The 20,570-nt window shown below is 38.3% G+C and carries 21 protein-coding genes; 14 read left to right on the top strand and 7 right to left on the bottom strand.

Translation table 11 applies throughout. The features are described from left to right. The first annotated feature begins 52 nt into the window (after positions 1 to 52). The 5 genes from I2F17_RS10000 to bioD all read left to right on the top strand — a co-directional run bounded on the left by I2F17_RS10000 (position 53) and on the right by bioD (position 4,658). Positions 53 to 733 (top strand): alpha/beta fold hydrolase, encoded by a 681-nt coding sequence (locus tag I2F17_RS10000; RefSeq protein WP_211139794.1) that lies wholly within the window; start codon positions 53 to 55, stop codon positions 731 to 733. An 85-nt stretch (positions 734 to 818) separates the two neighbouring features. Beyond that, positions 819 to 2,084: an adenosylmethionine--8-amino-7-oxononanoate transaminase gene (bioA, locus tag I2F17_RS09995; protein WP_211139793.1), complete on the top strand. Its 1,266-nt coding sequence runs from the start codon at positions 819 to 821 to the stop codon at positions 2,082 to 2,084. A 14-nt stretch (positions 2,085 to 2,098) separates the two neighbouring features. Then, positions 2,099 to 3,244 carry an 8-amino-7-oxononanoate synthase gene (locus I2F17_RS09990; protein WP_211139792.1) on the top strand — a complete coding sequence of 382 codons (1,146 nt, stop codon included), beginning with the start codon at positions 2,099 to 2,101 and terminating at the stop codon, positions 3,242 to 3,244. After that, the gene (gene bioC / locus I2F17_RS09985; RefSeq protein ID WP_211139791.1) at positions 3,244 to 4,008 is read left to right on the top strand and encodes a malonyl-ACP O-methyltransferase BioC; all 765 of its coding nucleotides are present in this window, start codon (positions 3,244 to 3,246) and stop codon (positions 4,006 to 4,008) included. The genes I2F17_RS09990 and bioC overlap by 1 nt, the downstream gene beginning before the upstream one ends. Next, positions 4,008 to 4,658, top strand: a complete 651-nt coding sequence (gene bioD, locus I2F17_RS09980) for a dethiobiotin synthase (protein WP_213014472.1) — start codon at positions 4,008 to 4,010, stop codon at positions 4,656 to 4,658. Before bioC ends, bioD begins: the two co-directional genes overlap by 1 nt. 45 nt (positions 4,659 to 4,703) lie before the next feature. Here the strand turns inward: bioD and rluB are convergent, their stop codons facing one another. The 4 genes from rluB to I2F17_RS09960 all read right to left on the bottom strand — a co-directional run bounded on the left by rluB (position 4,704) and on the right by I2F17_RS09960 (position 7,790). Then, positions 4,704 to 5,660, bottom strand: coding sequence for a 23S rRNA pseudouridine(2605) synthase RluB (gene rluB, locus I2F17_RS09975; protein ID WP_196423443.1), 957 nt, complete (start codon positions 5,658 to 5,660; stop codon positions 4,704 to 4,706). Between the two features lie 41 nt (positions 5,661 to 5,701). Further along, the gene (gene scpB, locus I2F17_RS09970; RefSeq protein ID WP_196423444.1) at positions 5,702 to 6,265 is read right to left on the bottom strand and encodes an SMC-Scp complex subunit ScpB; all 564 of its coding nucleotides are present in this window, start codon (positions 6,263 to 6,265) and stop codon (positions 5,702 to 5,704) included. Further along, positions 6,262 to 7,053: a segregation and condensation protein A gene (locus I2F17_RS09965; protein WP_196423445.1), complete on the bottom strand. Its 792-nt coding sequence runs from the start codon at positions 7,051 to 7,053 to the stop codon at positions 6,262 to 6,264. Before I2F17_RS09965 ends, scpB begins: the two co-directional genes overlap by 4 nt. Positions 7,054 to 7,172: 119 nt before the next feature. Continuing rightward, positions 7,173 to 7,790, bottom strand: coding sequence for an L-threonylcarbamoyladenylate synthase (locus I2F17_RS09960; RefSeq protein WP_196423485.1), 618 nt, complete (start codon positions 7,788 to 7,790; stop codon positions 7,173 to 7,175). Positions 7,791 to 8,385: 595 nt separating this feature from the next. Here I2F17_RS09960 and I2F17_RS09955 point away from each other — a divergent pair. The 4 genes from I2F17_RS09955 (at position 8,386) to I2F17_RS09940 (ending at position 13,181) form a co-directional block, all read left to right on the top strand. Next, complete coding sequence (locus tag I2F17_RS09955; RefSeq protein WP_211139790.1) at positions 8,386 to 8,904, top strand: Csu type fimbrial protein; 519 nt, start codon at positions 8,386 to 8,388, stop codon at positions 8,902 to 8,904. A 94-nt stretch (positions 8,905 to 8,998) separates the two neighbouring features. Continuing rightward, positions 8,999 to 9,721 carry a fimbrial biogenesis chaperone gene (locus I2F17_RS09950; RefSeq protein WP_211139789.1) on the top strand — a complete coding sequence of 241 codons (723 nt, stop codon included), beginning with the start codon at positions 8,999 to 9,001 and terminating at the stop codon, positions 9,719 to 9,721. A gap of 8 nt (positions 9,722 to 9,729) precedes the next feature. After that, positions 9,730 to 12,165 carry a fimbria/pilus outer membrane usher protein gene (locus I2F17_RS09945; protein ID WP_211139788.1) on the top strand — a complete coding sequence of 812 codons (2,436 nt, stop codon included), beginning with the start codon at positions 9,730 to 9,732 and terminating at the stop codon, positions 12,163 to 12,165. After that, on the top strand, positions 12,156 to 13,181 hold the full coding sequence (locus I2F17_RS09940; protein ID WP_211139787.1) for a Csu type fimbrial protein: 1,026 nt from the start codon (positions 12,156 to 12,158) through the stop codon (positions 13,179 to 13,181). The genes I2F17_RS09945 and I2F17_RS09940 overlap by 10 nt, the downstream gene beginning before the upstream one ends. Here I2F17_RS09940 and I2F17_RS09935 read toward each other — a convergent pair whose 3' ends face one another. Next, positions 13,182 to 13,847 carry an elongation factor P hydroxylase gene (locus tag I2F17_RS09935; protein WP_211139786.1) on the bottom strand — a complete coding sequence of 222 codons (666 nt, stop codon included), beginning with the start codon at positions 13,845 to 13,847 and terminating at the stop codon, positions 13,182 to 13,184. It lies immediately after the preceding gene. 94 nt (positions 13,848 to 13,941) lie between these two features. On the opposite strand from I2F17_RS09935, the gene I2F17_RS09930 reads away from it, so the two are divergent. The 5 genes from I2F17_RS09930 (at position 13,942) to acpP (ending at position 16,952) form a co-directional block, all read left to right on the top strand. After that, positions 13,942 to 14,502 carry a YceD family protein gene (locus I2F17_RS09930; RefSeq protein WP_196423451.1) on the top strand — a complete coding sequence of 187 codons (561 nt, stop codon included), beginning with the start codon at positions 13,942 to 13,944 and terminating at the stop codon, positions 14,500 to 14,502. Positions 14,503 to 14,574: 72 nt separating this feature from the next. Further along, positions 14,575 to 14,757, top strand: coding sequence for a 50S ribosomal protein L32 (rpmF, locus tag I2F17_RS09925; protein ID WP_196423452.1), 183 nt, complete (start codon positions 14,575 to 14,577; stop codon positions 14,755 to 14,757). Positions 14,758 to 14,910: 153 nt separating this feature from the next. Further along, positions 14,911 to 15,897, top strand: a complete 987-nt coding sequence (fabD, locus tag I2F17_RS09920; protein ID WP_211139785.1) for an ACP S-malonyltransferase — start codon at positions 14,911 to 14,913, stop codon at positions 15,895 to 15,897. Then, positions 15,894 to 16,631 (top strand): 3-oxoacyl-ACP reductase FabG, encoded by a 738-nt coding sequence (gene fabG, locus I2F17_RS09915; RefSeq protein ID WP_196423454.1) that lies wholly within the window; start codon positions 15,894 to 15,896, stop codon positions 16,629 to 16,631. Before fabD ends, fabG begins: the two co-directional genes overlap by 4 nt. Before the next feature lie 84 nt (positions 16,632 to 16,715). After that, positions 16,716 to 16,952 carry an acyl carrier protein gene (gene acpP, locus I2F17_RS09910; protein WP_092747615.1) on the top strand — a complete coding sequence of 79 codons (237 nt, stop codon included), beginning with the start codon at positions 16,716 to 16,718 and terminating at the stop codon, positions 16,950 to 16,952. A gap of 90 nt (positions 16,953 to 17,042) precedes the next feature. On the opposite strand, the gene I2F17_RS09905 is transcribed toward acpP, so the two are convergent. Both I2F17_RS09905 and I2F17_RS09900 read right to left on the bottom strand, forming a co-directional pair. Beyond that, the gene (locus I2F17_RS09905) at positions 17,043 to 18,056 is read right to left on the bottom strand and encodes a fimbrial protein (RefSeq protein WP_211139801.1); all 1,014 of its coding nucleotides are present in this window, start codon (positions 18,054 to 18,056) and stop codon (positions 17,043 to 17,045) included. After that, positions 18,053 to 20,569, bottom strand: coding sequence for a fimbria/pilus outer membrane usher protein (locus I2F17_RS09900; protein WP_211139784.1), 2,517 nt, complete (start codon positions 20,567 to 20,569; stop codon positions 18,053 to 18,055). The genes I2F17_RS09905 and I2F17_RS09900 overlap by 4 nt, the downstream gene beginning before the upstream one ends. Position 20,570 lies beyond the last annotated feature (1 nt).

Here is a 20,570-nt window from a genome sequence, read left to right as displayed (position 1 = left end):
ATAATTGCGATGTCGACTTTATCTTTTTAAAATTATGTGCACAAAACATATCATGTTAATTACAGGGTGGGGTATGGGAACCACACCTTTAGAACCGTTGAGTCATGCATTACAACAGCAAGGTTATTGTGTGACTGTACACGATATTTTTAATCCTCATCAAATTCCTGCATCATTGATCAATTGTGCTTTAAATGCAGATGTATTGATTGGTTGGTCTTTAGGAGGGCAACTTGCAATGACGTTATCGGCATATCTTTTACAACATGATCAACAAGAAAAAAAAGTGATTACTTTGGCATCAAACCCATGCTTTGTGGCCTCTAAAGATTGGTCACATGCAATGCCAAAATCTGTTTTTCAACAGTTTGAAAAACAGTATTTACAAGATCCTCAAACCACATTAAAACAGTTTTATTTTAATATTTGTCGTGGAGATGCACAGGCAAAAACACAGTGGCAAACATTGTTGGAGTTTTTACCAGTTGCTAAGCATGAACTTTATGTGAATGGTCTTACATGGCTTAGACAACTCAATGTATTAGACGTTTTAGCGACTGTTCCAAGTCATCATATTTTTGCACAACATGATCAATTGGTGCCCATCGCTGTGGCTCATGCACTCTCGGAAAATGTGTCTTATGAAATTATGAATAATATGAGTCATAGTTTCCCTGTATTTTATGCCACAGAAGTTGCCCAACGTATACAGCATTATTTACACAATAGATAAGATAACAATTTGTCGCATCTCGCAATAGCATTGCGGTATTGAAAAAATTAACATAACGCCTTTATTGTTGTTTTGAGCTTTGCCCATGAGTGATTCATTTGACCGTTTGCATTTATGGCATCCATATACTTCAATGCTTGATCCACTGCCGACATTTAAAGTAAAAAGAGCATATGGAACCACCATTGAACTAGAAAATGGAAAACAATTGATCGATGGGATGTCATCTTGGTGGTGTGCAATACATGGTTATAATCATGCTGAACTCAATGATGCCATTCAAATACAGTTACAGAACATGTCACATATTATGTTTGGTGGACTGACCCATGATCCTGCCATTGAATTGGGTAAAGTATTATTGGCTATAACGCCTAAGGCCTTAGATAAAATTTTTTATGCAGATTCAGGTTCAGTGGCGGTTGAAGTTGCATTGAAAATGGCAGTACAGTATTGGACTGCTCAAGGTCAGCATCAAAAAACAAATTTTATAACTACGCATTCTGGTTATCATGGTGATACATGGAATGCCATGTCTGTATGTGATCCTGTCACGGGCATGCATCAGATTTTTGGTTCAGCACTTCCTATTCGTTATTTTGTACCTGCTCCTCAAAGTCGTTATGGCGGGGAATGGTATGTAGATGATATAAAAGCACTTGAAGAAACACTGGCCACACATCATGAACAGATTGCGGCCATGATTATTGAACCCATTGTACAAGGTGCAGGTGGGATGCGGTTTTATCATCCTGAATACTTACGTCAAGCCAAAACATTGTGTGAAAAATATCATGTGCTGATGATTTTTGATGAAATTGCGACAGGTTTTGGACGAACAGGAAAGTTATTTGCATGGGAGCATGCAGATGTCGTACCAGATATAATGTGCATTGGTAAAGCATTGACAGGTGGGTATTTAACTTTAGCGGCTACATTAACGTCTTGCCATGTCGCAGATGTGATCTCAAGTGGTGAAGCAGGGGTGTTTATGCATGGCCCCACATTTATGGCTAATCCATTGGCATGTGCAGTGGCTTTGAAAAGTACCACGCTTTTACTCGAGCAAGATTGGCAAAGTAATATTCAACGTATTGAAAAGATTTTAACCACGCATCTTTCTGCGCTGATTGATGTCGAGGGTGTGCAAGATGTACGTGTGCTTGGTGCCATTGGTGTTATAGAAATGAAAGAGGCTGTACATTTAAAACAATTGCAAGATGTTTTTGTGGCACGTGGCATTTGGGTCAGGCCTTTTGGAAAGCTTGTGTATGTAATGCCTCCGTATGTCATTTCAACTGCGGATTTGACTCAACTTTTAACGGTACTGTGTGATGTGGTACAGCAGTGATCAAAGGATGTAATGTGTCATTACTAGATTTTTATGAGCAAGCTTTAACTGTATTGAAACAGCAAGGCAATTATCGCCAATTAACGCAGTATCAACAGCAGGGAAAATGGCTCACGATTGCATCGAAACGTATGTTGAATTTATCCTCCAATGATTATTTGGGGTTGGCGGAGCATAGTGAGTTGAAACAGAAGTTTTTTGAGCAAAATGAAAGTTTAATGACAAGTTCATCGTCACGGTTACTGACAGGAAATTTTGAAGAATACACTTGTTTGGAGTCGACGTTATCAGATGCGTTTCAGGGGCGCTCAGCTTTATTATTCAACAGTGGTTATCACATGAATATTGGTATATTGCCTGCGCTGTGTAACTCTAAGACCCTTATTTTGGCAGATAAGTTGATTCATGCCAGTATGATCGATGGTATTCGCTTAAGTGCTGCAACCTACGTTCGTTATCGCCATAATGATTTAAATCATTTAAAACAATTGATAGAAAAATATCATGATGATGAGATTGAGCGCATTATTGTGGTGACTGAAAGTGTTTTTAGTATGGATGGCGATGAAGCCGATCTACACGGTTTGGTGGCACTTAAACAACAATTTAATAAAGTGATGTTGTATGTGGATGAAGCTCATGCAATTGGCGTGCGTGGTCAACGTGGTTTAGGGTGTGCAGAACAGTACGCCGTGATCGAACACATTGATTTTTTGGTGGGCACATTTGGTAAGGCATTGGCCTCTGTAGGGGGGTATTTAATCTGTGATGAAGTGATTAAATTATATTTGATTAATACCATGCGTCCATTGGTGTTTAGCACGGCATTGCCTCCAGTGAATGTTGCATGGACACACTTTATGTTTGAACAAATGCAAAGCATGTCTACTCAGCGTCAACACTTACACCAATTGAGCCAAGATTTAAAACAGCAAGTAGTGGCCAAAGGGTACGTTTGTCCATCGAGTAGTCATCTTGTACCGATTGTGATTGGTGAAAATGATCAAACGGTACAAAAATCGAAGCAATTACAAGACCTTGGGTTTTACATTATGCCTGTACGTCCACCAACAGTGCCAAAGCATCAAGCACGGTTACGTATTTCTTTGACGGCATCTATACAAAAACAAGATGTTTTTGATTTGGTAGATATACTCTGATGTCAGTCGACAAAAGTAAAGTCAAACAGCGTTTTGCACGAGCCAAAGAAAGCTATGCCGAACAAGCGATTGCTCAACAGGAAATTTGTCAGCATTTGATGATGCTCATGCAAAAGTATGTCTTTCAACCTTTGGATCATATACTAGAAATTGGTTGTGGTTCTGGAAATTTAACACGACAAATGTTGTTGCAATATCAACCATTACAGTATTTTGCCAATGATATTTACGCACCAGTACAACAATTTTTTCCACCAAATGATGCCCTTCATTTTTGTATTGGAGATATCGAAAAAATATTATTACCTGCGGGCTTGAATGCTGTGGTATCAAGTTCTGCGTTGCAATGGGTCAATGATCCTAACAGATTATTTGCACAAATACGACAAGCTTTAGATCCACATGGTTGGTTCATCTTTTCTAGTTTTTCTGAGAAAAACTTACAAGAAATTAAAGCATTAACAGGTCATGGTTTAACATATTTATCTGTTGAAGATACGACCACCATGTTGACTCGGCAAGGTTTTGAGGTGTTACACTTAGAACAACACACTATGACATTGTGGTTTTCTCATCCATTAAAAGTGCTTAAACATTTAAAGGCAACAGGGGTGACGGCAAGTCAAAATCAATTTGTATGGAACAAACAAAAATTACAACAATTTTATGATGCTTATCTTCAGTTTAGTCAATTAGATGCAGACCACAATCGTCAATATGCATTGACGTACCATCCTATTTATATCATTGCTCGGAAAAAATAATGGAAAATGTCTATTTTATTAGTGGTATAGATACTGAAATTGGTAAAACCTATGCAACAGGTTATTTGGCATTGCAGTATTTACAACAAGGAAAACGTGTTATTACTCAAAAATTGGTGCAAACAGGGAATCACCATGTTTCAGAGGACATTGAGCAACATCGTCGTATTATGGCCACGCCATTTTTTGTAGAAGATCATGATAAAACAACTATGCCTGAAATTTTTAGTTATCCTGCATCACCACATTTGGCTGCAAAAATTGATGGAAGAGAAATCAATTTTGATCGAATAGACCAAGCAACTCAAACACTCAGTCAACGTTTTGATGTGGTGTTATTAGAAGGTGCTGGTGGTTTGATGGTTCCTTTAACTGAAGAGTTGTTAAGTATTGATTATATATGTCAAAAAAACTACCCAGTGATTTTAGTAACCTCTGGGCGTTTGGGAAGTATTAATCATACTTTATTGAGTTTAGAGGCTTTACAGCACCGAAAAATAACTTTACATGCCTTGGCGTATAATGTCTGCCATGATGCAAAAGATGTCTGTATTGCTCAAGATAGCAAGCGTTATTTAAAACAGTATGTACAAACCCACTTTCCGCAAGCGATGTGGATTGATATTCCCGATTTAAACCAAGCTGTTTAAATACTGTGCTATAAAAAAAGCCTCGTTTGAGGCTTTTAGATACAATTATTCTGATTCGTTGTGACGATTACGGCGAGGTGAGCCATAAGGCTTTGAAGCATAACCTTTGCGTGAGTTTGACTGTGGTCTTGCTGATTTGGAGTTAGACTGGTCGTCTTCACGTGGTTGTTGGCGTAAATAGCCGCCACGACGTGCAGGCATTGGGCTTTCTGCCATACGTTCAGCACGGCGTTTTGCTAAACCGTAAAGTCCTGTACCTTGGCGTGGTTTTAACTCAACCAATTTGGTTAAAGCATCAATATCATTTTTATCTAACTCAGTCCAACGTCCTGTGCGCAATTCACGTGGTAAGATTACTGAGCCGTATCGAGTACGCAATAAGCGACTCACCTTCAATTCTTGTGACTCAAATAAACGGCGAACCTCACGGTTTCGACCTTCTTTGACCACCACTTGATACCAACGGTTAATACCTTCACCACCTAAATCTGAAATAGATTCAAATTTAGCAGGGCCATCATCGAGTTCAACGCCATCAATCAGTTTTTTACGCATTTGAGGCGTCAGATCACCCATGACACGGACGGCATATTCACGTTCTACTTCGTTTGATGGGTGCATTAAACGGTTAGCGAGTTCACCATCATTGGTAAATAAAAGTAAACCTGTACTGTTAATATCTAAACGTCCGACCATCACCCAACGGTCGTTTGGAATTTGAGGTAAGCGTTCAAATACGGTTGGGCGTTGTTCAGGATCACTGCGTGAACAAATTTCACCTTCTGGTTTGTAATAAATGAGTACACGGCGACGAATTTCATCTTCAAGCTGAAATTGTACTTTACGGCCATCTATACGAAGTTCATCACCTTGTTCGATGCGCTCACCGACATGTGCCACTTTACCATTCACGCTGACACGGCCAGCAGCAATGACTTCTTCCATATAACGACGTGAGCCTAGGCCAACACGTGCTAAAACTTTTTGTAACTTTTCACTCATAACAGTAAACCTTAGAATTAATCAATCAACAGTGCACCTTTTCACGACGTTGTTGCATGTGCATCAAGTGTCATGAATACGTCCTTGGTATCCTGTAGCGGCGGCAATTGGCTCAATGATGAGACGCCAAAAGCATTTAAAAATTGTGGTGTGGTCATTAATAGGGCAGGACGTCCAGGAATTTCTCTAAATCCTGATTCTTTAATCCAACCCCAGTCAAATAATGTTTTGAGCACTTGACTGTTGTTACTCACACCTCGAATGTGTTCAATATCTGCCCGTGTTATTGGCTGATGGTAAGCAATGACAGCAAGTATTTCAACGAGAGATGCAGAGAGCTTAATGGGTTTGTCAGGCCAAATCTCTTGAATAGTAGGGCGATATTGAGCACGGACTTGAAAGCGGTATCCTTGCGCAGTTTCGATCAGTTCAATAGAGCGACCATGTTGCAAAGTGGCTAATTGTTGCAATAGTACTTTCATTTCTTGCTTATTATATTTATTTTTAAAAGCGGCTTTCAAGAACTGAATTGAAACAGGTGTATCGCTTGCAAAAATAATGGCTTCGAGTTGCATTAATTGTTCATGTTGCTGTGCGGTATTCATAGATTCACTCCACAAATAGACAAAGGTTTTTCAACACCTGTACTTAAAATGGTTATTTTCTCTTGTCGTATTAGCTCTAAAACGGCCATAAAAGTAACAACAATACCGATATGACCTTGTTTAGGAGAAATGAGCTGATTAAAACAATAACTGTGGCCACTTTTTATCGTATGTTCAATGTAACTTAGACGTTCTTCAAGCGATACCATTTCTACCTGAATATGGTGTTCGACAGGGGAGGGTGGATTGAGTAGGCAATGTAATGCTTGTACTAAGATATTGGCATCGAGGCCATGAATATCAATTTTTGTTTGTCCGAGTGCAACTTGTGGTGTAAATGTATCTCTTTCTAAGATATCTAAATCATCAAGAGCAGAAGCAGCTTCTTTGACGCGTAAATATTGTTCTAAGCGATCAACCAGTTGTTGTTTAGGATCATCTTCAATATGAAGTGTGCTTGGTTTTGGGAGTAAAAGTCTCGATTTTAAATCAGCAAGTAACGCAGCCATGACAAGATAGTCTGCTGTGAGCTCGATGTCGGAGCATTTCATGTGTTCAATGTAGCTTAAATACTGTGTGGCAATGGGTAAAATGTCGAGTTGTAATAAGTCAAACCCATTTTTTTTAATTAAATATAATAAAAAGTCGAGTGGTCCTTCAAAATAATTGACCAAGACTTGAAATGCCGCGGGTGGAATGTATAAATCGTTAGGGATGTTATTTTGATATTGATCAAATACACGTATAGCAGGTGTTTGAGCTACAGGAGCTTGTAAAGCAGAGTTCATGAAATATTTAAGCCACGCGAATTTTCAAAGGCATGAGAAGATCAAGCAGTGAGTTATGTGCTTGATCAAAAGTATATAGTGCTTGATTCTAGTCTATTTATGACAAAAGTAAATACATGTTATTCAAAAGCACTCACATCACTTGCACCATAACGAATAATTTCTGCTTGATCACCAGATAAATCAACAATACTGGTTTCTTTTAATGTGCCAAAACCACTGTCAATAAACACGTCGACTTGATGGCTTAATTGCATTTCTATCTCGTAGGGGTCATCAAGTGGATCTGATTGATTCGGTAAAATGAGTGTACTGGTCAGTAAAGGTTCACCAAGTTCTTGGAGTAACATTTGGCAAATCGTATTTTCTGGTACACGCAAGCCAATGGTCTTTTTCTTAGGGTGCATAAGACGTTTAGGGACTTCGCTCGTTGCGGGCAAAATAAACGTGGTTGCAGATGGAGTGTGTGCCTTGAGTAAACGATAGGTTGGATTGTCGACCTTGGCAAAATTTGCAAGATGTGACAAGTCACTACATAAAATGGTGTATTGGTGTTTTGCATCAAGTTGACGAATTCTAGATATGCGTTCAACCGCCGCTTTATCACCGATTTTACAGCCAATTGCATAGGCTGCATCTGTTGGATAGATGATGATGTTACCGTCACGAATCATATCTACAGCTTGTTTAATGAGTCGTTGCTGTGGATTATCAGGGTGGACTCGAAGGTGTAGCATGACTGCACTCCAGTAATTTTTTGATGGCGTATTATGCATAAACTGTGTACATATTGCCAGTCATCATATGGTATTTATGACCAATGTATATTGATCGATTGATCCTGTAATAGGGCTAGATAATGGGGACTATTGGTTAAAATTAAAACAAAAATGCATAAAATCGCATTATTTTAACGATTGATATATTCAATCTATATGATCGGAATAGCACTTTATTTGGTTTATTTTGACATTGAAAATAAAATTAAGATGTGGTTATTGAGATTTTATTGTAATTTTTTGTAAATAAGAAAAAGATTTTTAGTACAAAAAATAAGCTAAAAATGGTGTGATAAAATGTACTATATTTTAGTAAATATGCGCTTTAAATCACTGTAATTATAGAACCTATTGGTTGATCGATTTTTAAACTCATATGGGTGAGAATTTAAATTGTCGTGTTGAGTAAGGCAAGGGAGTGCCGACCCACTATTATATAATTAATAAATATTTTATCTTACAATACTTAACTAGTGTAAGGCATGTACCTCGTGTACATTCGGTTGTATCTCTCTCAATTTTCTCTCACCTCCCAACTTTAGGGGAAATACGTATGAATAAGTTTTTATCAATGTTTGCTCTTCTTATTCCTGTTGCTGACTCAGCAATCGCAGCAACAACAACAGGTTCAATGACCGTAAAAGCAAATATCACATCGAGCTGTGTTTTAAATACTAGCGCAACGGGTGCTAGCCTTGGTAATACCACATTAGATTTTGGTTCGCTTTCTAGTTTGGCAGCAAATGCAAATGCACAAACCAATGCAAGTGGTGCAGGTGCTGTAAATGTATTATGTAACAAAGGGACAGCATGGAATCTTTCATTTGATAATGGTGGAAACGCAGCTTCTGGCCAACGTAATATGAAAGGTGGTTCGGGTAATGACGTTCTACCGTACAATCTTTATTCAGATTCTGCATATTCACAAAAAATTGACAGTAGCACCATTTTAAAAGGTACTGGTTCAGGTGAGGTGCAATCTACACAAATATTTGGTCAAATTCCTGCAGGGACAATATTACCAAGTGTTGGTGATTATGTAGATACAGTAACGTTGACAGTAACATACTAAATTTATAGTCTGTTTCTATGTTAAGCATGATGTTGGTGAATTTTAGAATTCACCAACATTTATTTTAAAATACTTAAATGACTGGATATTAAATATGCATAAGCATAGGTTTGCTGTTTTGGGGCTGATCTTAACAGGCGTTGCTGGGCTATATTCAGCAAGTGTGGCTGCTGTATCGCTTCGAGTGTCTCCTACAACGATTGAGCTTCAATCAAATCAAAACAGTCAAACATTATCTGTGTTTAATGAATCTTCTGAACCTGCAACTTTACAAGCTCGCGTATTTAAATGGACGCAAGAAAATGGTCGAGATGTTCTTGTACCGACCACTGAAGTGGTTGTTAGTCCACCTGTAACCAACTTAGCTGCAACATCATCATATAATTACCGCATTGTTCGTTTAGATAAAATGCCGATCAAAGATGAAAAAAGCTATCGTTTAATCTTAGATGAAATTCCAAAACCATTAGATTCAAGAAAAATGTCACAAGGTCTAACGGTCTTGATGAGAATCTCTTTGCCTGTATTTATCAGTAACCCAGAAAGCCAATTTAAATTGGCATGGAAAATTGAGCAACGTGCTGAAAAAAGTGCATTGATTATTATGAATCAAGGTGGTTTGCGTAGTTTAATTACAGAAGTGAAATTGATTGATGCAACCACGAAAAAAGAGTACCCATTACAAATTGGTACGGTCAATGGTTATGTCTTAGCAGGAAGTGAAAGGAGTTATGCAATTGGTCATGACTTTGTGTTTGATCCAACACATCAATATCATTTACAGCTTAACGTAAATGGTAAAGATACACAGCTTTAAATGCTATTGTGTTAAAAATACGGTTTGTTTTTGGTATTTTTTTAACTCATACCACTTTCGCGTATGCAAACACGACTACCACAAGCTTTAGCTTAGATGAAGATAGTATTCCAAGCATTGCACCAGCAATACCTCTAGATTTGTCTAAGGCGCAACAAAATTCAGATTTATTCTTAAATGTGTCTGTAAACCATTATCCAAGTCGTGACTTAATCAAAATTAAAACAGATGCAGACGGTCATTTTTTCATTTCAGGTATGGATTTAAGAGCACTGCGGCTTAAAATTGATACTGATGTGAACGATACACAATGGGTGAATTTAAAAGATTTACCTTGGTTGAAGTATGTTTATGACTTGGCGAATCAAAGTTTATCTTTAGATGTACCTATTGAGCGTTTAACCACTTATGCCGTCAATTTACGTAAATCAAATGTTGATGACCAAAATGTAGAGTCTCAGACATTTAATGCCAATATTTTAAATTATAACCTCTATCAAAATTATAGCCAAAATAGAAAGTACTTTTCCCTGAATGGGCAATTGATGATCAATCAATCATGGGGCAGTTTGAGTAATCAATTTTTATACAATAACGAAAAAAAGATCGATCCACTGAATAAGAATTTTGTCAGACTTTCAAGCAGTTGGCAATATGTTGACCCTGTTAAGATTCGTTCTTATACTGCTGGTGATTTTATCAGTAATAGCACGCAATGGAATACGAGTGTACGTTTGCTGGGTTTGCAGTGGGCAAGTGCATATGAACAACGTAGTGATCTGATGACCATTGCTTCACCTGATTTTTCAGGTTCGGCCACATTACCTTCTACACTTGATTTATATGTGAATCAGCAAAAAATTTATTCAGAAGCCATTCCCTCAGGGCCTTTTGATATTAAGGCATTACCATTCGTCTCTGGTAATCAGGTCACTCTTGTAACAACAGATATGAATGGGCAACAGATGGTTACAACAAAGCCCTACTATACGTCAGTTAAAATTTTACAAAAAGGAATTAAACAGTTTTCCATTGATGTGGGCGTGCCTCGTTTTAATTATGGGTTGCACTCTGATGATTATGCATCACAACTGTTATTCTCATCGGCCGCTATACGCTATGGTTTAACACCAAATATGACCATCGATAGTGGTTTAGAGGCTTCATCTAATGGTTTGATGAATGTTGGTGTTGGAGTGGCAAAAAACATATTTGATCGAGGCGTATTGAGTACGGATTTTGCGACAAGCCAGTATCGGGGGAAACGGGGAAGTTTGGCATCTGCAGCTTTAGAGTTAAATGTATCTTCAAAACTCAATGTGAACTTTAGCTTACTCAATAGTTTTGATGGTTATTTTAATCTTGCTCGAGTATCCGATCATTATTATGCCACGCGTTATGCATCATCGAATGAGTCAAATATCAGTGACAGTACCTCTTCAGCAAGACAAGTATTTCGAGTGGGTGCAAACTACCAGTTTGCGGCAGGTACAGGCATGTATCTTGGTTATAATGCAGCAGTAACCCCTAGCAATCGTTACAAGCAATTGGCTTTGAATTTAACCACATCGATTAATCGTCAATGGGGTGTTTTTTTCTCGGCATATCAAGATTTAATAAGTCGAAAAAATTACGGTGCTTATTTAACCTTACGTTATATGCCTAAAGCTTCTTCACTCAATCTTACATCCACTATTGGGGTAGATAATCGTGTGACTTCTAAACAATTAGATGTTTCTAGTGCATCAACACAAAGCTTAGGTAGTTTAGGTTGGGGAGTGACAGCCAATCAAAGTCAACAAACACAAACTTTATCTGGTTATCTAAATTATGTCGACCGCTATGCCTATTTGTCAGCAAGATATAGCCGAAGTAATGACTTACAGCAAATTGGATTGTCCGCATCAGGTGCATTGGTTTTTGCTGAAAATCGATTCTTTGCAACAAACAGAGTTGGAGATGGCTATGCTTTGGTCACACATGCAGGTCCAAAAACAAAAATTGTTAATGGTGGAGTGACTTTGGGGGAAGCAGATTCAAAAGGTCGTTTCTTTATTGCAGATATAACCCCCTACAGAACACATGCCATTTATGCAGATCCAGAAAATTTGCCTTTAGATTGGCGTATAGATAGTACGGAAAGAAAAATTGCCACAGGGTATAAAAAAGGTGCAAAAATTGATTTTGGTGCCCGTCAAGTCGTTTCAGCCATTGTTCATTTGGTGAATGCGAAAAATATTGATCTAGGCGCAGGATATATGGTGACCATAAATGGGACAACTCAAGCTGTACTTGGTTATGATGGTGAAGTCTTTGTAGATGGATTACTTAAACATAATACAATCACTGTTGATTTGCTCGATCAAGGTCAGTGTACAGCACAATTTGACTATCACGATAAGACATCGGGTATTGAAAAAATAGGGCCATTTGTATGTCAATAAGTAGGGATTTTTCTCATCGAAGTTACTTGCGTTATATTATACTGACCAGCGTAGGTTTATTGGCGTTGCTGCTGAGTCATGCTAGTTATGCGATATGCAGTAGTTCAGGGTCAACGTCAGGAACGTATAATTATACATCTTCGAGCATTGCAACTAATGCATCTGTAACTATGAGTGGTACAATTGTTTGTTATACATATTCTCGACCTTTTTGGGATATATTGGGTTTATTTGGGACATATAATGAGACCAGTCAAGCTCGAATTTGTGTGATGGCATCATTTGACGGTACGACTAGTTCTAATGGTGGAAGAAGCTTGCCTGTTGTTGTTTATGGTACCGTAGGTGGTGGTGGAAATACATCTAATATGCTAGATGGCGTTTGGTATGGTCCTGTAACGACTTCACGTTCAGGCAATACCATCACTTATAATGTGAGCCTCATGGTTCCTGCTCAAAATCAGAGCTTAGTGGCTTACCCTATTGGAACATATATGGCATCGGCAACAATATATTGGGATATGCAGTCGAGGTCTGGAACCTGTGATCGAAACACCACACAAGATTATTCAACCAATGCAGATTCAGGAAGTATGACCTTAACAGCCTCATATGTGATTCCAAAATTTTGTCAAGTCAGTACAACAGCAAATATGAATTTTGGTAATGTGTCTGGTATTAATGTATCTAGACAGAATTACGATGCAACAGGTGCATTAAGTAGTACATGTAATTCGGGTACGGCGTATAGTATTCAATTGGGATTGGGTGATCATTATAGCAATAGCTTGGGTTTACGCAGAATGTATAACCCAGCCAGTCAAGAGTATCTTGCATATGATTTGTATGCCGATGCATCTCGCACACGACAATGGAATACAAATCAAGTGGTAAACTTAACAGGTACAGGGAATGCACAAACGAGTACCGTGTATGGTCGTATTCCAAATATTGCACAAACTGCCGTCAGTCCGGGAACCTATAGCGATACTGTCATTGTAACGGTTTCTTATTAGCTAATCTAATGTTTCACGGTGAAACTCATCAATACAGAGCATTTCACCGTTGCGCACCGCTGTACAAATATAAAAAATAAAGAGTAAAGCATCTTTAGGTAAGGGGGCTTTGCCCGATAAATAAGCCTGAACTTGACTAAAAACATGGTCTTTAAATATTTGACTATCATCACCTAACTCGCCTGTGAGATTGTCAAATGAAACATTAAATTTCATGCCAAATGCTGTACTAAATAACCATTCGATGGCTTGAGGTTTTACTTCAATATGTTGAAATTGCTTTTGTTGCTCCGCTGATCGGCCATCTGGCGCATACCAATAACCTAAATCAGGCAAAGCTCTGCGTGCATGGCCTGCAATGGTCCAATGACTAATTTCATGTAATGCACTATTGAAAAAACCATGCGCAAATTCAATTCGAGCAGGCTGTTCTACCGAGGCTGGAAAATATTCTGGTTCACCTTTTCCTTTAATTAGTTTGACATTATGGTGGGAAAACCATGCATTAAAGTGTAAGATGAGCCAATCCACTTGTTGTGCTTCAGTTGCTTGATCTGGCCAAGGCATTTGCTTGATTTGATCGATGGGCTGTGGTGAGCAACGTTGGTTGAGGGTATCAATGAGTGACCAAGTCGCTGTTTTTTGCTTTGAAAAAGGCGATTGCATAACTTATTTACCCGTTAGTTCTGTTTAAAAGTGAGAAATTGTATCTTAAACTTTGACAGAGTTCTGATGAATTTGTAGAATTGCCGCCTAAACTATGTCAGCAAATACCTTTCCGGCACACATTGAGCCGTTTAAATGGGCTGAACAAGGCTTTACATGGTCAGGAAATCTGTCCTTGTCACGCTTTGCTCGTATTGCCCGTGAAACAGTTGGACCCATTGATCATCAACAGGTTCAAATAAATTGTAAACTATCAATGGACGCATATTTACGCCTTGTATGGTTAGATGCGCATGTTGAAGCCAAAGTACCGATGACTTGCCAACGTTGTTTGGATGTCGTTGATATTGATTTGACTTCACAAGTGCATTTAGCATTGGTTGAAAATGAGTCACTGATAGAGCGCTTGGATGAGGATGCTGATTTCGTCGTTCTAGGTGAAAGTGAATCTTCAAGTAAAGGCTCATTTGATGAGCCTGCAATTGTCGATTTATTGTCATTGTTAGAAGATGAATTATTATTGTTGATGCCATTGTCACCTAAGCACCACGCTTGTGAACATAAGCATCGACCTGCCGAGCAGGACGTCGCTGAAGAAAAACGGGATAATCCGTTTGATGTATTAGCAAGTTTGAAAGGTAAACTTAATTCATAAAGTATGATATACTTGTGTATAAGACAACCAAATTGTTCTGACCCATTTTTTCGATTTCTGTAAGGAGCCATCATGGCTGTTCAGCAAAACCGTAAAAGTCGCTCTCGCCGTGACATGCGCCGTTCTCATGACGCTTTAACCGAGAATGCATTAACTGTAGACCAAACTACAGGTGAAACTCATCGTCGTCACCACGTGACTAAAGATGGCTTTTACCGTGGTCGTCAATTATTCGCTAAAGTATCAGCTGAATAATGATGGCGTTGGTCAAGGCGACTTGATTGATAAAAAAGGAGCATTTTGCTCCTTTTTTTATGTGTGAAATGTTGTATTTGGCAATTAAAAAGCACAAAAAATAATGATAAATTGCACGGCTGAACTTCATAAGAAGATAAAAGGATACTAAATATGTCTGCTAAACCACTCGAGCAATGTGCTCAAGCGGAAAAAACAGCATTTGTTTTTCCTGGGCAAGGGTCGCAAAAAGCAGGGATGTTAGCTGAACTTGCTACACAATTTAGCCTTGTAAAAGAGACTTTTACTGAAGCATCAGATGCTTTAGGTTTAGACCTGTGGCACATTGCACAATCAGGTGAAGGCTTAAACCAAACAGAAAATACACAGCCTGTATTACTCACCGCAAGTACAGCCATTTGGCGTGTGTGGTTATCACTAGGCGGTCTTCGACCTAAATATCTAGCAGGCCATTCATTAGGTGAATATAGCGCATTGGTTGCTGCTCAATCACTAAGTCTAACAGATGCTGTCAAATTAGTGCATTTACGTGGCAAATTAATGCAAAGTGCTGTGCCACAAGGGCAAGGTGCAATGGCTGCCATTTTGGGTTTGAGTGATGAGCAAGTGCTTGAGTTGTGTCAAATTGCAACACAAGCAGGCTCAGGCCAAGTTGAAGCTGCAAACTATAATACGAAAGGCCAAGTGGTGATTGCAGGCGCAGCGACAGCAGTGCAACTTGCAATAGACCATGCTAAGGCGCAAGGTGCTAAAGCCATTGCTCTTCCTGTATCTGTACCGTCACACTGTTCTTTAATGAAACCTGCTGCCGAAGCATTTGCAGATGCATTGGAACAAACCGCCATTGAGTTGCCTAAAGTTCCTGTCATACATAATGTCAGTGCCGATGTTGCAAAAGATGTAGTGGCATTAAGATTGGCCTTAAAAGAACAACTTTATCGTTCGGTACAATGGACATCAACCATCCAATCTTTACAAGATCAAGGTGTTCGTTATATTGCTGAGTGTGGGCCAGGTGTTGTACTGAGTAATATGGCAAAACGTTTACCACAGCTTGAAAAAACATTCGCGTTAGATACACCAAGTCGTATAGACGATGCATTAAATACTATTTTAGTCGCAGAAGGACAAATTGTATGAGCCAAGAACAACGTAAAATTGCATTAGTCACAGGTGCAAGCCGTGGTATTGGTGCAGCGATTGCACAACAACTAATCCAAGATGGTTTTTTTGTGGTAGGTACAGCAACCTCTGAAGCAGGTGCAGATAAGCTTACGCAAAGTTTTGCAGATAATGGCACAGGTGCTGTACTTGATGTGCGTGATCTCACTGCAATAGATGCATTGGTTTCTGATATAGAGCAACGTTTTGGTTCTGTACTTGTATTGGTCAATAATGCGGGTATCACTCGTGATAATTTATTGTTACGTATGAGTGAAGATGACTGGGATGATATCTTAAATATTCATCTCAAAGCAGTATATCGCTTATCTAAGCGTGTACTCAAAGGTATGACACGCGCTCGTTTTGGACGTATTATTAATATTAGCTCAGTGGTTGCACATTTTGCCAACCCTGGTCAAGCAAACTACTCAGCAGCAAAAGCAGGCATGGAAGCATTTAGCCGTAGCTTAGCAAAAGAAATGGGTAGTCGTCAGATTACTGTGAACTCTGTTGCACCTGGTTTTATTTCAACTGAAATGACTGATCAACTGAGTGAAGATATTCGTAAAAAAATGACTGAGCAAGTTGCGCTTGGTCGTTTAGGTAATGCACAAGATGTTGCACATGCGGTAAGTTTTTTAGCAGGTGACAAATCTAGTTACATTACTGGTACGGTATTACATGTAAACGGTGGTTTATACATGGGCTAAGTCCGTGTATAAACTTCCATTATTTTAAATATTCAATTAAACTAGCGACAATTTAAAACGCCGCAAGTAATGAGGAGACCTCCTGTGAGCGACATCGAACAACGTGTAAAACAAGCTGTAGCTGAACAACTTGGTATGAACGCTGAAGAAATTAAAAATGAAGCGTCTTTTACTGATGATTTAGGTGCAGACTCTCTAGATCTAGTAGAGCTTGTTATGTCTTTTGAAAATGATTTTGATATTACAATTCCAGATGAAGATTCAAACGAATTAACAACTGTACAAACTGCAATTGATTACGTATCTAAAAAATTAGCGTAATTTATCTGCAATTTTCTCAAAAATCATAAGCGATTATGATTTTTGAATAAAAAACCTCATAGAGTTATTATTTCTATGAGGTTTTTTTTATTATTGATACTCAATAGTTAATGTTGCCAATCCTTTAACTTCACCGGCCGTTACTTTATGGTTGGTTTGATAATAACGTGCTCTTAGAGGAATATCGTATTGTATATTTTGATTGGTTGAAACAGCACCTAAATCAATTTTTCCTCCATTGGCGATGATTTTATTTTGATTTTTATAATCAGATAATAATTGAACACCAACACCCGATGCTTTTTTTGAACCGTTTGCTGTATTTGCGATGACCTGAGAGGTTGTTTGATCAGCAATAAAGTTAAAACTTAAACTCACTTGACTACTTTCTAAATAGTTAGATGTTGTAGAGCCACCATTACACATCAGACTGACGCTAAATGGTTGTTCTGTTTGGGTTGATCCAATGCCTTTAAAGCTGCTGGTTGTGACAGCAGGTAAAGTCACAATTTTATTGGTATTTCCTTGTATGATACATGAAGCAGAGCTGATACTTGCTGTGTTTAAATACAGTGTACTGGTGAGAAAGGGGGTATTAGGGTAACCATCAGCATAATAACTACTGTATTTTCCTTGAGATAAACGCCCTGAACCGGTTTGATTTGCGGTTTTGATAATTTCAACCACAAAATATCCACCTGCTAAAAAATATTGAAGATAAGGGTTGAGTCGTCTTTCATAGGGATAATACCCTGAAAAATAGGAAACAGCAGGTAATTCTCTGTACAAACGTATGCCAATACCTTGGATATTTGTGTCATAAATAGAGTCACCTAAACTGCTTAATTTTCGATTTTGAGTCAATGCAGAAATGAGTTTTCCACCATATCTATCACAGGCATATGTTGAGTTGTTGACTGGAATATTAAAATTAGATTTACTCAATACTTTTCCAACGGGGTCGTCTGGTCTAACAATAATTCGACCAATTGACATAGAAATATCAACAGTGGTGAATCCTCTTTGCGGAACACAACTTGCATAATTTAAAGTGGAGTACCCGATGCAAATGCTGGCGATTAGACCTGTCATTAAAATTTTCATTGGCATACAGCCTCAGTCATGACCATACTTGTTTGACTTAATGTTTTTTCTTGATGGATATCATATTTAATCTGACATTGTTGTGAAATGTCATCTCCCCATTTAACAGTCACTTGATCTTTTAAAAGATGACTGCGTATATAGGCTAAACTTCCTTGTCCGACTAAACCAATCACATCGCCATGTTGATTCAATACTTCTGCGGCAAAGGGCAAGGTGTTTTGGTCTGCACGTTTTGCATGGATATAAATTGCATATCCTGTTTTTGTTGAGAAGCTGACTTGTGTAATGGCACCTGCATAAGGTGCAATACGTTGGGTTGTTTCTTGAAGCTCTACACTATCTGACATCTCTTGTGGGTCTAAAGTAACATCATTAATTCGATAGGGCGTTAAGTATGGTAAAACGGCATAGCCTGCTTTGTTAATTCGTAATCCTGATAGATTATTTACTTTAGCACCAACAGCATTGGGGGCATATACTATGGTCATGGTTTGGCCTTGCTCTGGCCCTAACTGTAATCCACCTTGATGTAAAACAACGTTACCCCGTGCACTAAGCATACTTTGCTGATAGTTTGCTGAGTAGCTATAAGATGTTGCAAGCGTGGTTACATCTGTCTTGTAGCTACCATTAATATTATATGCCTTCATCTGATTTTGTTGAGAGACACTCGCGCCATAATTTAAACGATCATTCACCACACCACTTATACCGAAAGATTGGCTGTCTTTACTTGCATTCATATTGATATTAGATCCCATTTTTTTCATGCTTAGTGGAAAATTAATGCTCAATAAATATTCAGTATCTGATTTTGTAGTTCCTCCAACTGTGCTGAGTAGGCGATGAATGGCAGATATTCCATACGTGATATCATTGTAATTATTGCTATAACCAAATTGATACTGTTTTGAGTGTTGGCTATGATTCCAATAATCAGACCAAGACCCAACAAGATATAAATTGCCGAATTTCTGCGGCAGTCCTTGATTTAAAGTAAGTTGAAACTGACTACGTTGTTTTCCAACAGCGGCAGTATTGATGTCTTGATGGGCCAAAGTATTAAATAATGCGGTGTCACGTAAACTATAAAAATTTTCAGTTGAATAACGATAAGCAGCCAAGGTCAGATTGGTACTGGTGGGTACAATTAATTTACTGTAGCTTAAACGATAGCTTTGACCTTTTAAGTGCTGATGATTAAGTATGGAGTTTGCATAAGTCCAATCCAACGAGACTGCACCAATCGGGGTTGATAAAGCTGACCCCAAAATGACAGACGTATAGTCATGAGTCGCTTGAATACCTGTATAACCTGTTAAATAATTATTGAGGCCGCGTTGATATTTGGCTTGAATAAAAGTAGGTGTATTGCCTAAATTGCTGTCGTGAAGTTTACCCAAGGTGACTGAGTAGCGATCCATATTGGGTCTGAGCATTTGCACAACAGAGGCATAAGGCACCGTAAATGTTTGAATGTGTCCATCCGCTTCAATAATAGTAACTTCAATACTTCCACCAAATCCTGTAGGGTACAAATCATCGATTTGAAAGGGTCCAGGGGAAACATTGGTTTGATAAATTAACTGTCCTTGTTGTCTAACCTCTACTTTCGCATTAGTTTTAGCATTCCCTCTGATTTGTGGGGCATAGCCTTGTAAGCTACTCGGTAACATACGATCATCACTAGAAAAATCAATACCACGGTAAGTTAAGGTGTCAAAAACTTCACCATTGGTAAAGCTTTCCCCCATCGTCAATACACCACGGTATTTAGGAAATGCTTTTTGTATATAAGTATTGTTTGCTGTATATATAAGGGATTTTTTAGCATACGCATGTGTATCCGTCCATTGAACTTGAGCATTATGGCGCAGTTGCCAACCTGCAATATTTGCCCCTAATGTTAAACTCATAAAAGCATTTAAATGATTTTGATGGATAGATGCTGAGTTTTTTGACTGATATATACTTGTATTATAAGAAATGAAGCCAGCATTAATACCACGATCCCACAGTGCAGGGTCGACATAACCTTGAGCATTATTTTGTATGGCATATTGAGGAATAGATACTTCTAATTTTAAATTAGAGGTATCTGCTTCGTAATAGGCATCTTTAACCCATTGGTCAATTCCCATACATATATTCTCATTGTGTGAAACATGTATGGACGATTGAGTCAGTATTTCTTTTTTTACGCCGTAGCTGAGTAACGTTGCAAGATCAAAGCATGTGGTTGCATTTTTTTGATCTGATTTGACTTGAAAAACAATTTTTCTTTTGCCAAACCAATTGCCATTAATATATACATCTAGATTATACTCTCCCGGCAAAATAGGGTTGCTATATTTAAATCGTGAGACATCTATATTTTTTTTATCTCCCATAATAAAAGCAGGGTCAAAATCAGCTTCTTGCAAGTTTGCCATTTCTGCATGTGTAGAGATTTTTAGACTCATTACAGCGAATAATAATACAATGTGACGAATGGATATTGTTTTAGCCATG

Source organism: Acinetobacter baretiae (genome assembly GCF_015627105.1).
Taxonomy (GTDB): Bacteria; Pseudomonadota; Gammaproteobacteria; order Pseudomonadales; family Moraxellaceae; genus Acinetobacter; species Acinetobacter baretiae.
Note: the sequence above shows the minus strand (reverse complement) of the source record. Positions and strands in the feature narration are given on the sequence as shown.

What these genes read in the sequence shown, in the direction of transcription:
- I2F17_RS09960 (WP_196423485.1), bottom strand. Translation starts at nt 7,790, where the DNA reads ATGCTACACCTTCGAGTCCACCCTGATAATCCACAGCAACGACTCATT.
- I2F17_RS10000 (WP_211139794.1), top strand. Translation starts at nt 53, where the DNA reads ATGTTAATTACAGGGTGGGGTATGGGAACCACACCTTTAGAACCGTTG.
- I2F17_RS09930 (WP_196423451.1), top strand. Translation starts at nt 13,942, where the DNA reads ATGTCAGCAAATACCTTTCCGGCACACATTGAGCCGTTTAAATGGGCT.
- fabD (WP_211139785.1), top strand. Translation starts at nt 14,911, where the DNA reads ATGTCTGCTAAACCACTCGAGCAATGTGCTCAAGCGGAAAAAACAGCA.
- I2F17_RS09900 (WP_211139784.1), bottom strand. Translation starts at nt 20,569, where the DNA reads ATGGCTAAAACAATATCCATTCGTCACATTGTATTATTATTCGCTGTA.
- scpB (WP_196423444.1), bottom strand. Translation starts at nt 6,265, where the DNA reads ATGAATACCGCACAGCAACATGAACAATTAATGCAACTCGAAGCCATT.
- I2F17_RS09950 (WP_211139789.1), top strand. Translation starts at nt 8,999, where the DNA reads ATGCATAAGCATAGGTTTGCTGTTTTGGGGCTGATCTTAACAGGCGTT.
- rluB (WP_196423443.1), bottom strand. Translation starts at nt 5,660, where the DNA reads ATGAGTGAAAAGTTACAAAAAGTTTTAGCACGTGTTGGCCTAGGCTCA.
- I2F17_RS09965 (WP_196423445.1), bottom strand. Translation starts at nt 7,053, where the DNA reads ATGAACTCTGCTTTACAAGCTCCTGTAGCTCAAACACCTGCTATACGT.
- I2F17_RS09955 (WP_211139790.1), top strand. Translation starts at nt 8,386, where the DNA reads ATGAATAAGTTTTTATCAATGTTTGCTCTTCTTATTCCTGTTGCTGAC.
- I2F17_RS09905 (WP_211139801.1), bottom strand. Translation starts at nt 18,056, where the DNA reads ATGAAAATTTTAATGACAGGTCTAATCGCCAGCATTTGCATCGGGTAC.
- bioC (WP_211139791.1), top strand. Translation starts at nt 3,244, where the DNA reads ATGTCAGTCGACAAAAGTAAAGTCAAACAGCGTTTTGCACGAGCCAAA.
- rpmF (WP_196423452.1), top strand. Translation starts at nt 14,575, where the DNA reads ATGGCTGTTCAGCAAAACCGTAAAAGTCGCTCTCGCCGTGACATGCGC.
- I2F17_RS09935 (WP_211139786.1), bottom strand. Translation starts at nt 13,847, where the DNA reads ATGCAATCGCCTTTTTCAAAGCAAAAAACAGCGACTTGGTCACTCATT.
- bioD (WP_213014472.1), top strand. Translation starts at nt 4,008, where the DNA reads ATGGAAAATGTCTATTTTATTAGTGGTATAGATACTGAAATTGGTAAA.
- I2F17_RS09940 (WP_211139787.1), top strand. Translation starts at nt 12,156, where the DNA reads ATGTCAATAAGTAGGGATTTTTCTCATCGAAGTTACTTGCGTTATATT.
- bioA (WP_211139793.1), top strand. Translation starts at nt 819, where the DNA reads ATGAGTGATTCATTTGACCGTTTGCATTTATGGCATCCATATACTTCA.
- fabG (WP_196423454.1), top strand. Translation starts at nt 15,894, where the DNA reads ATGAGCCAAGAACAACGTAAAATTGCATTAGTCACAGGTGCAAGCCGT.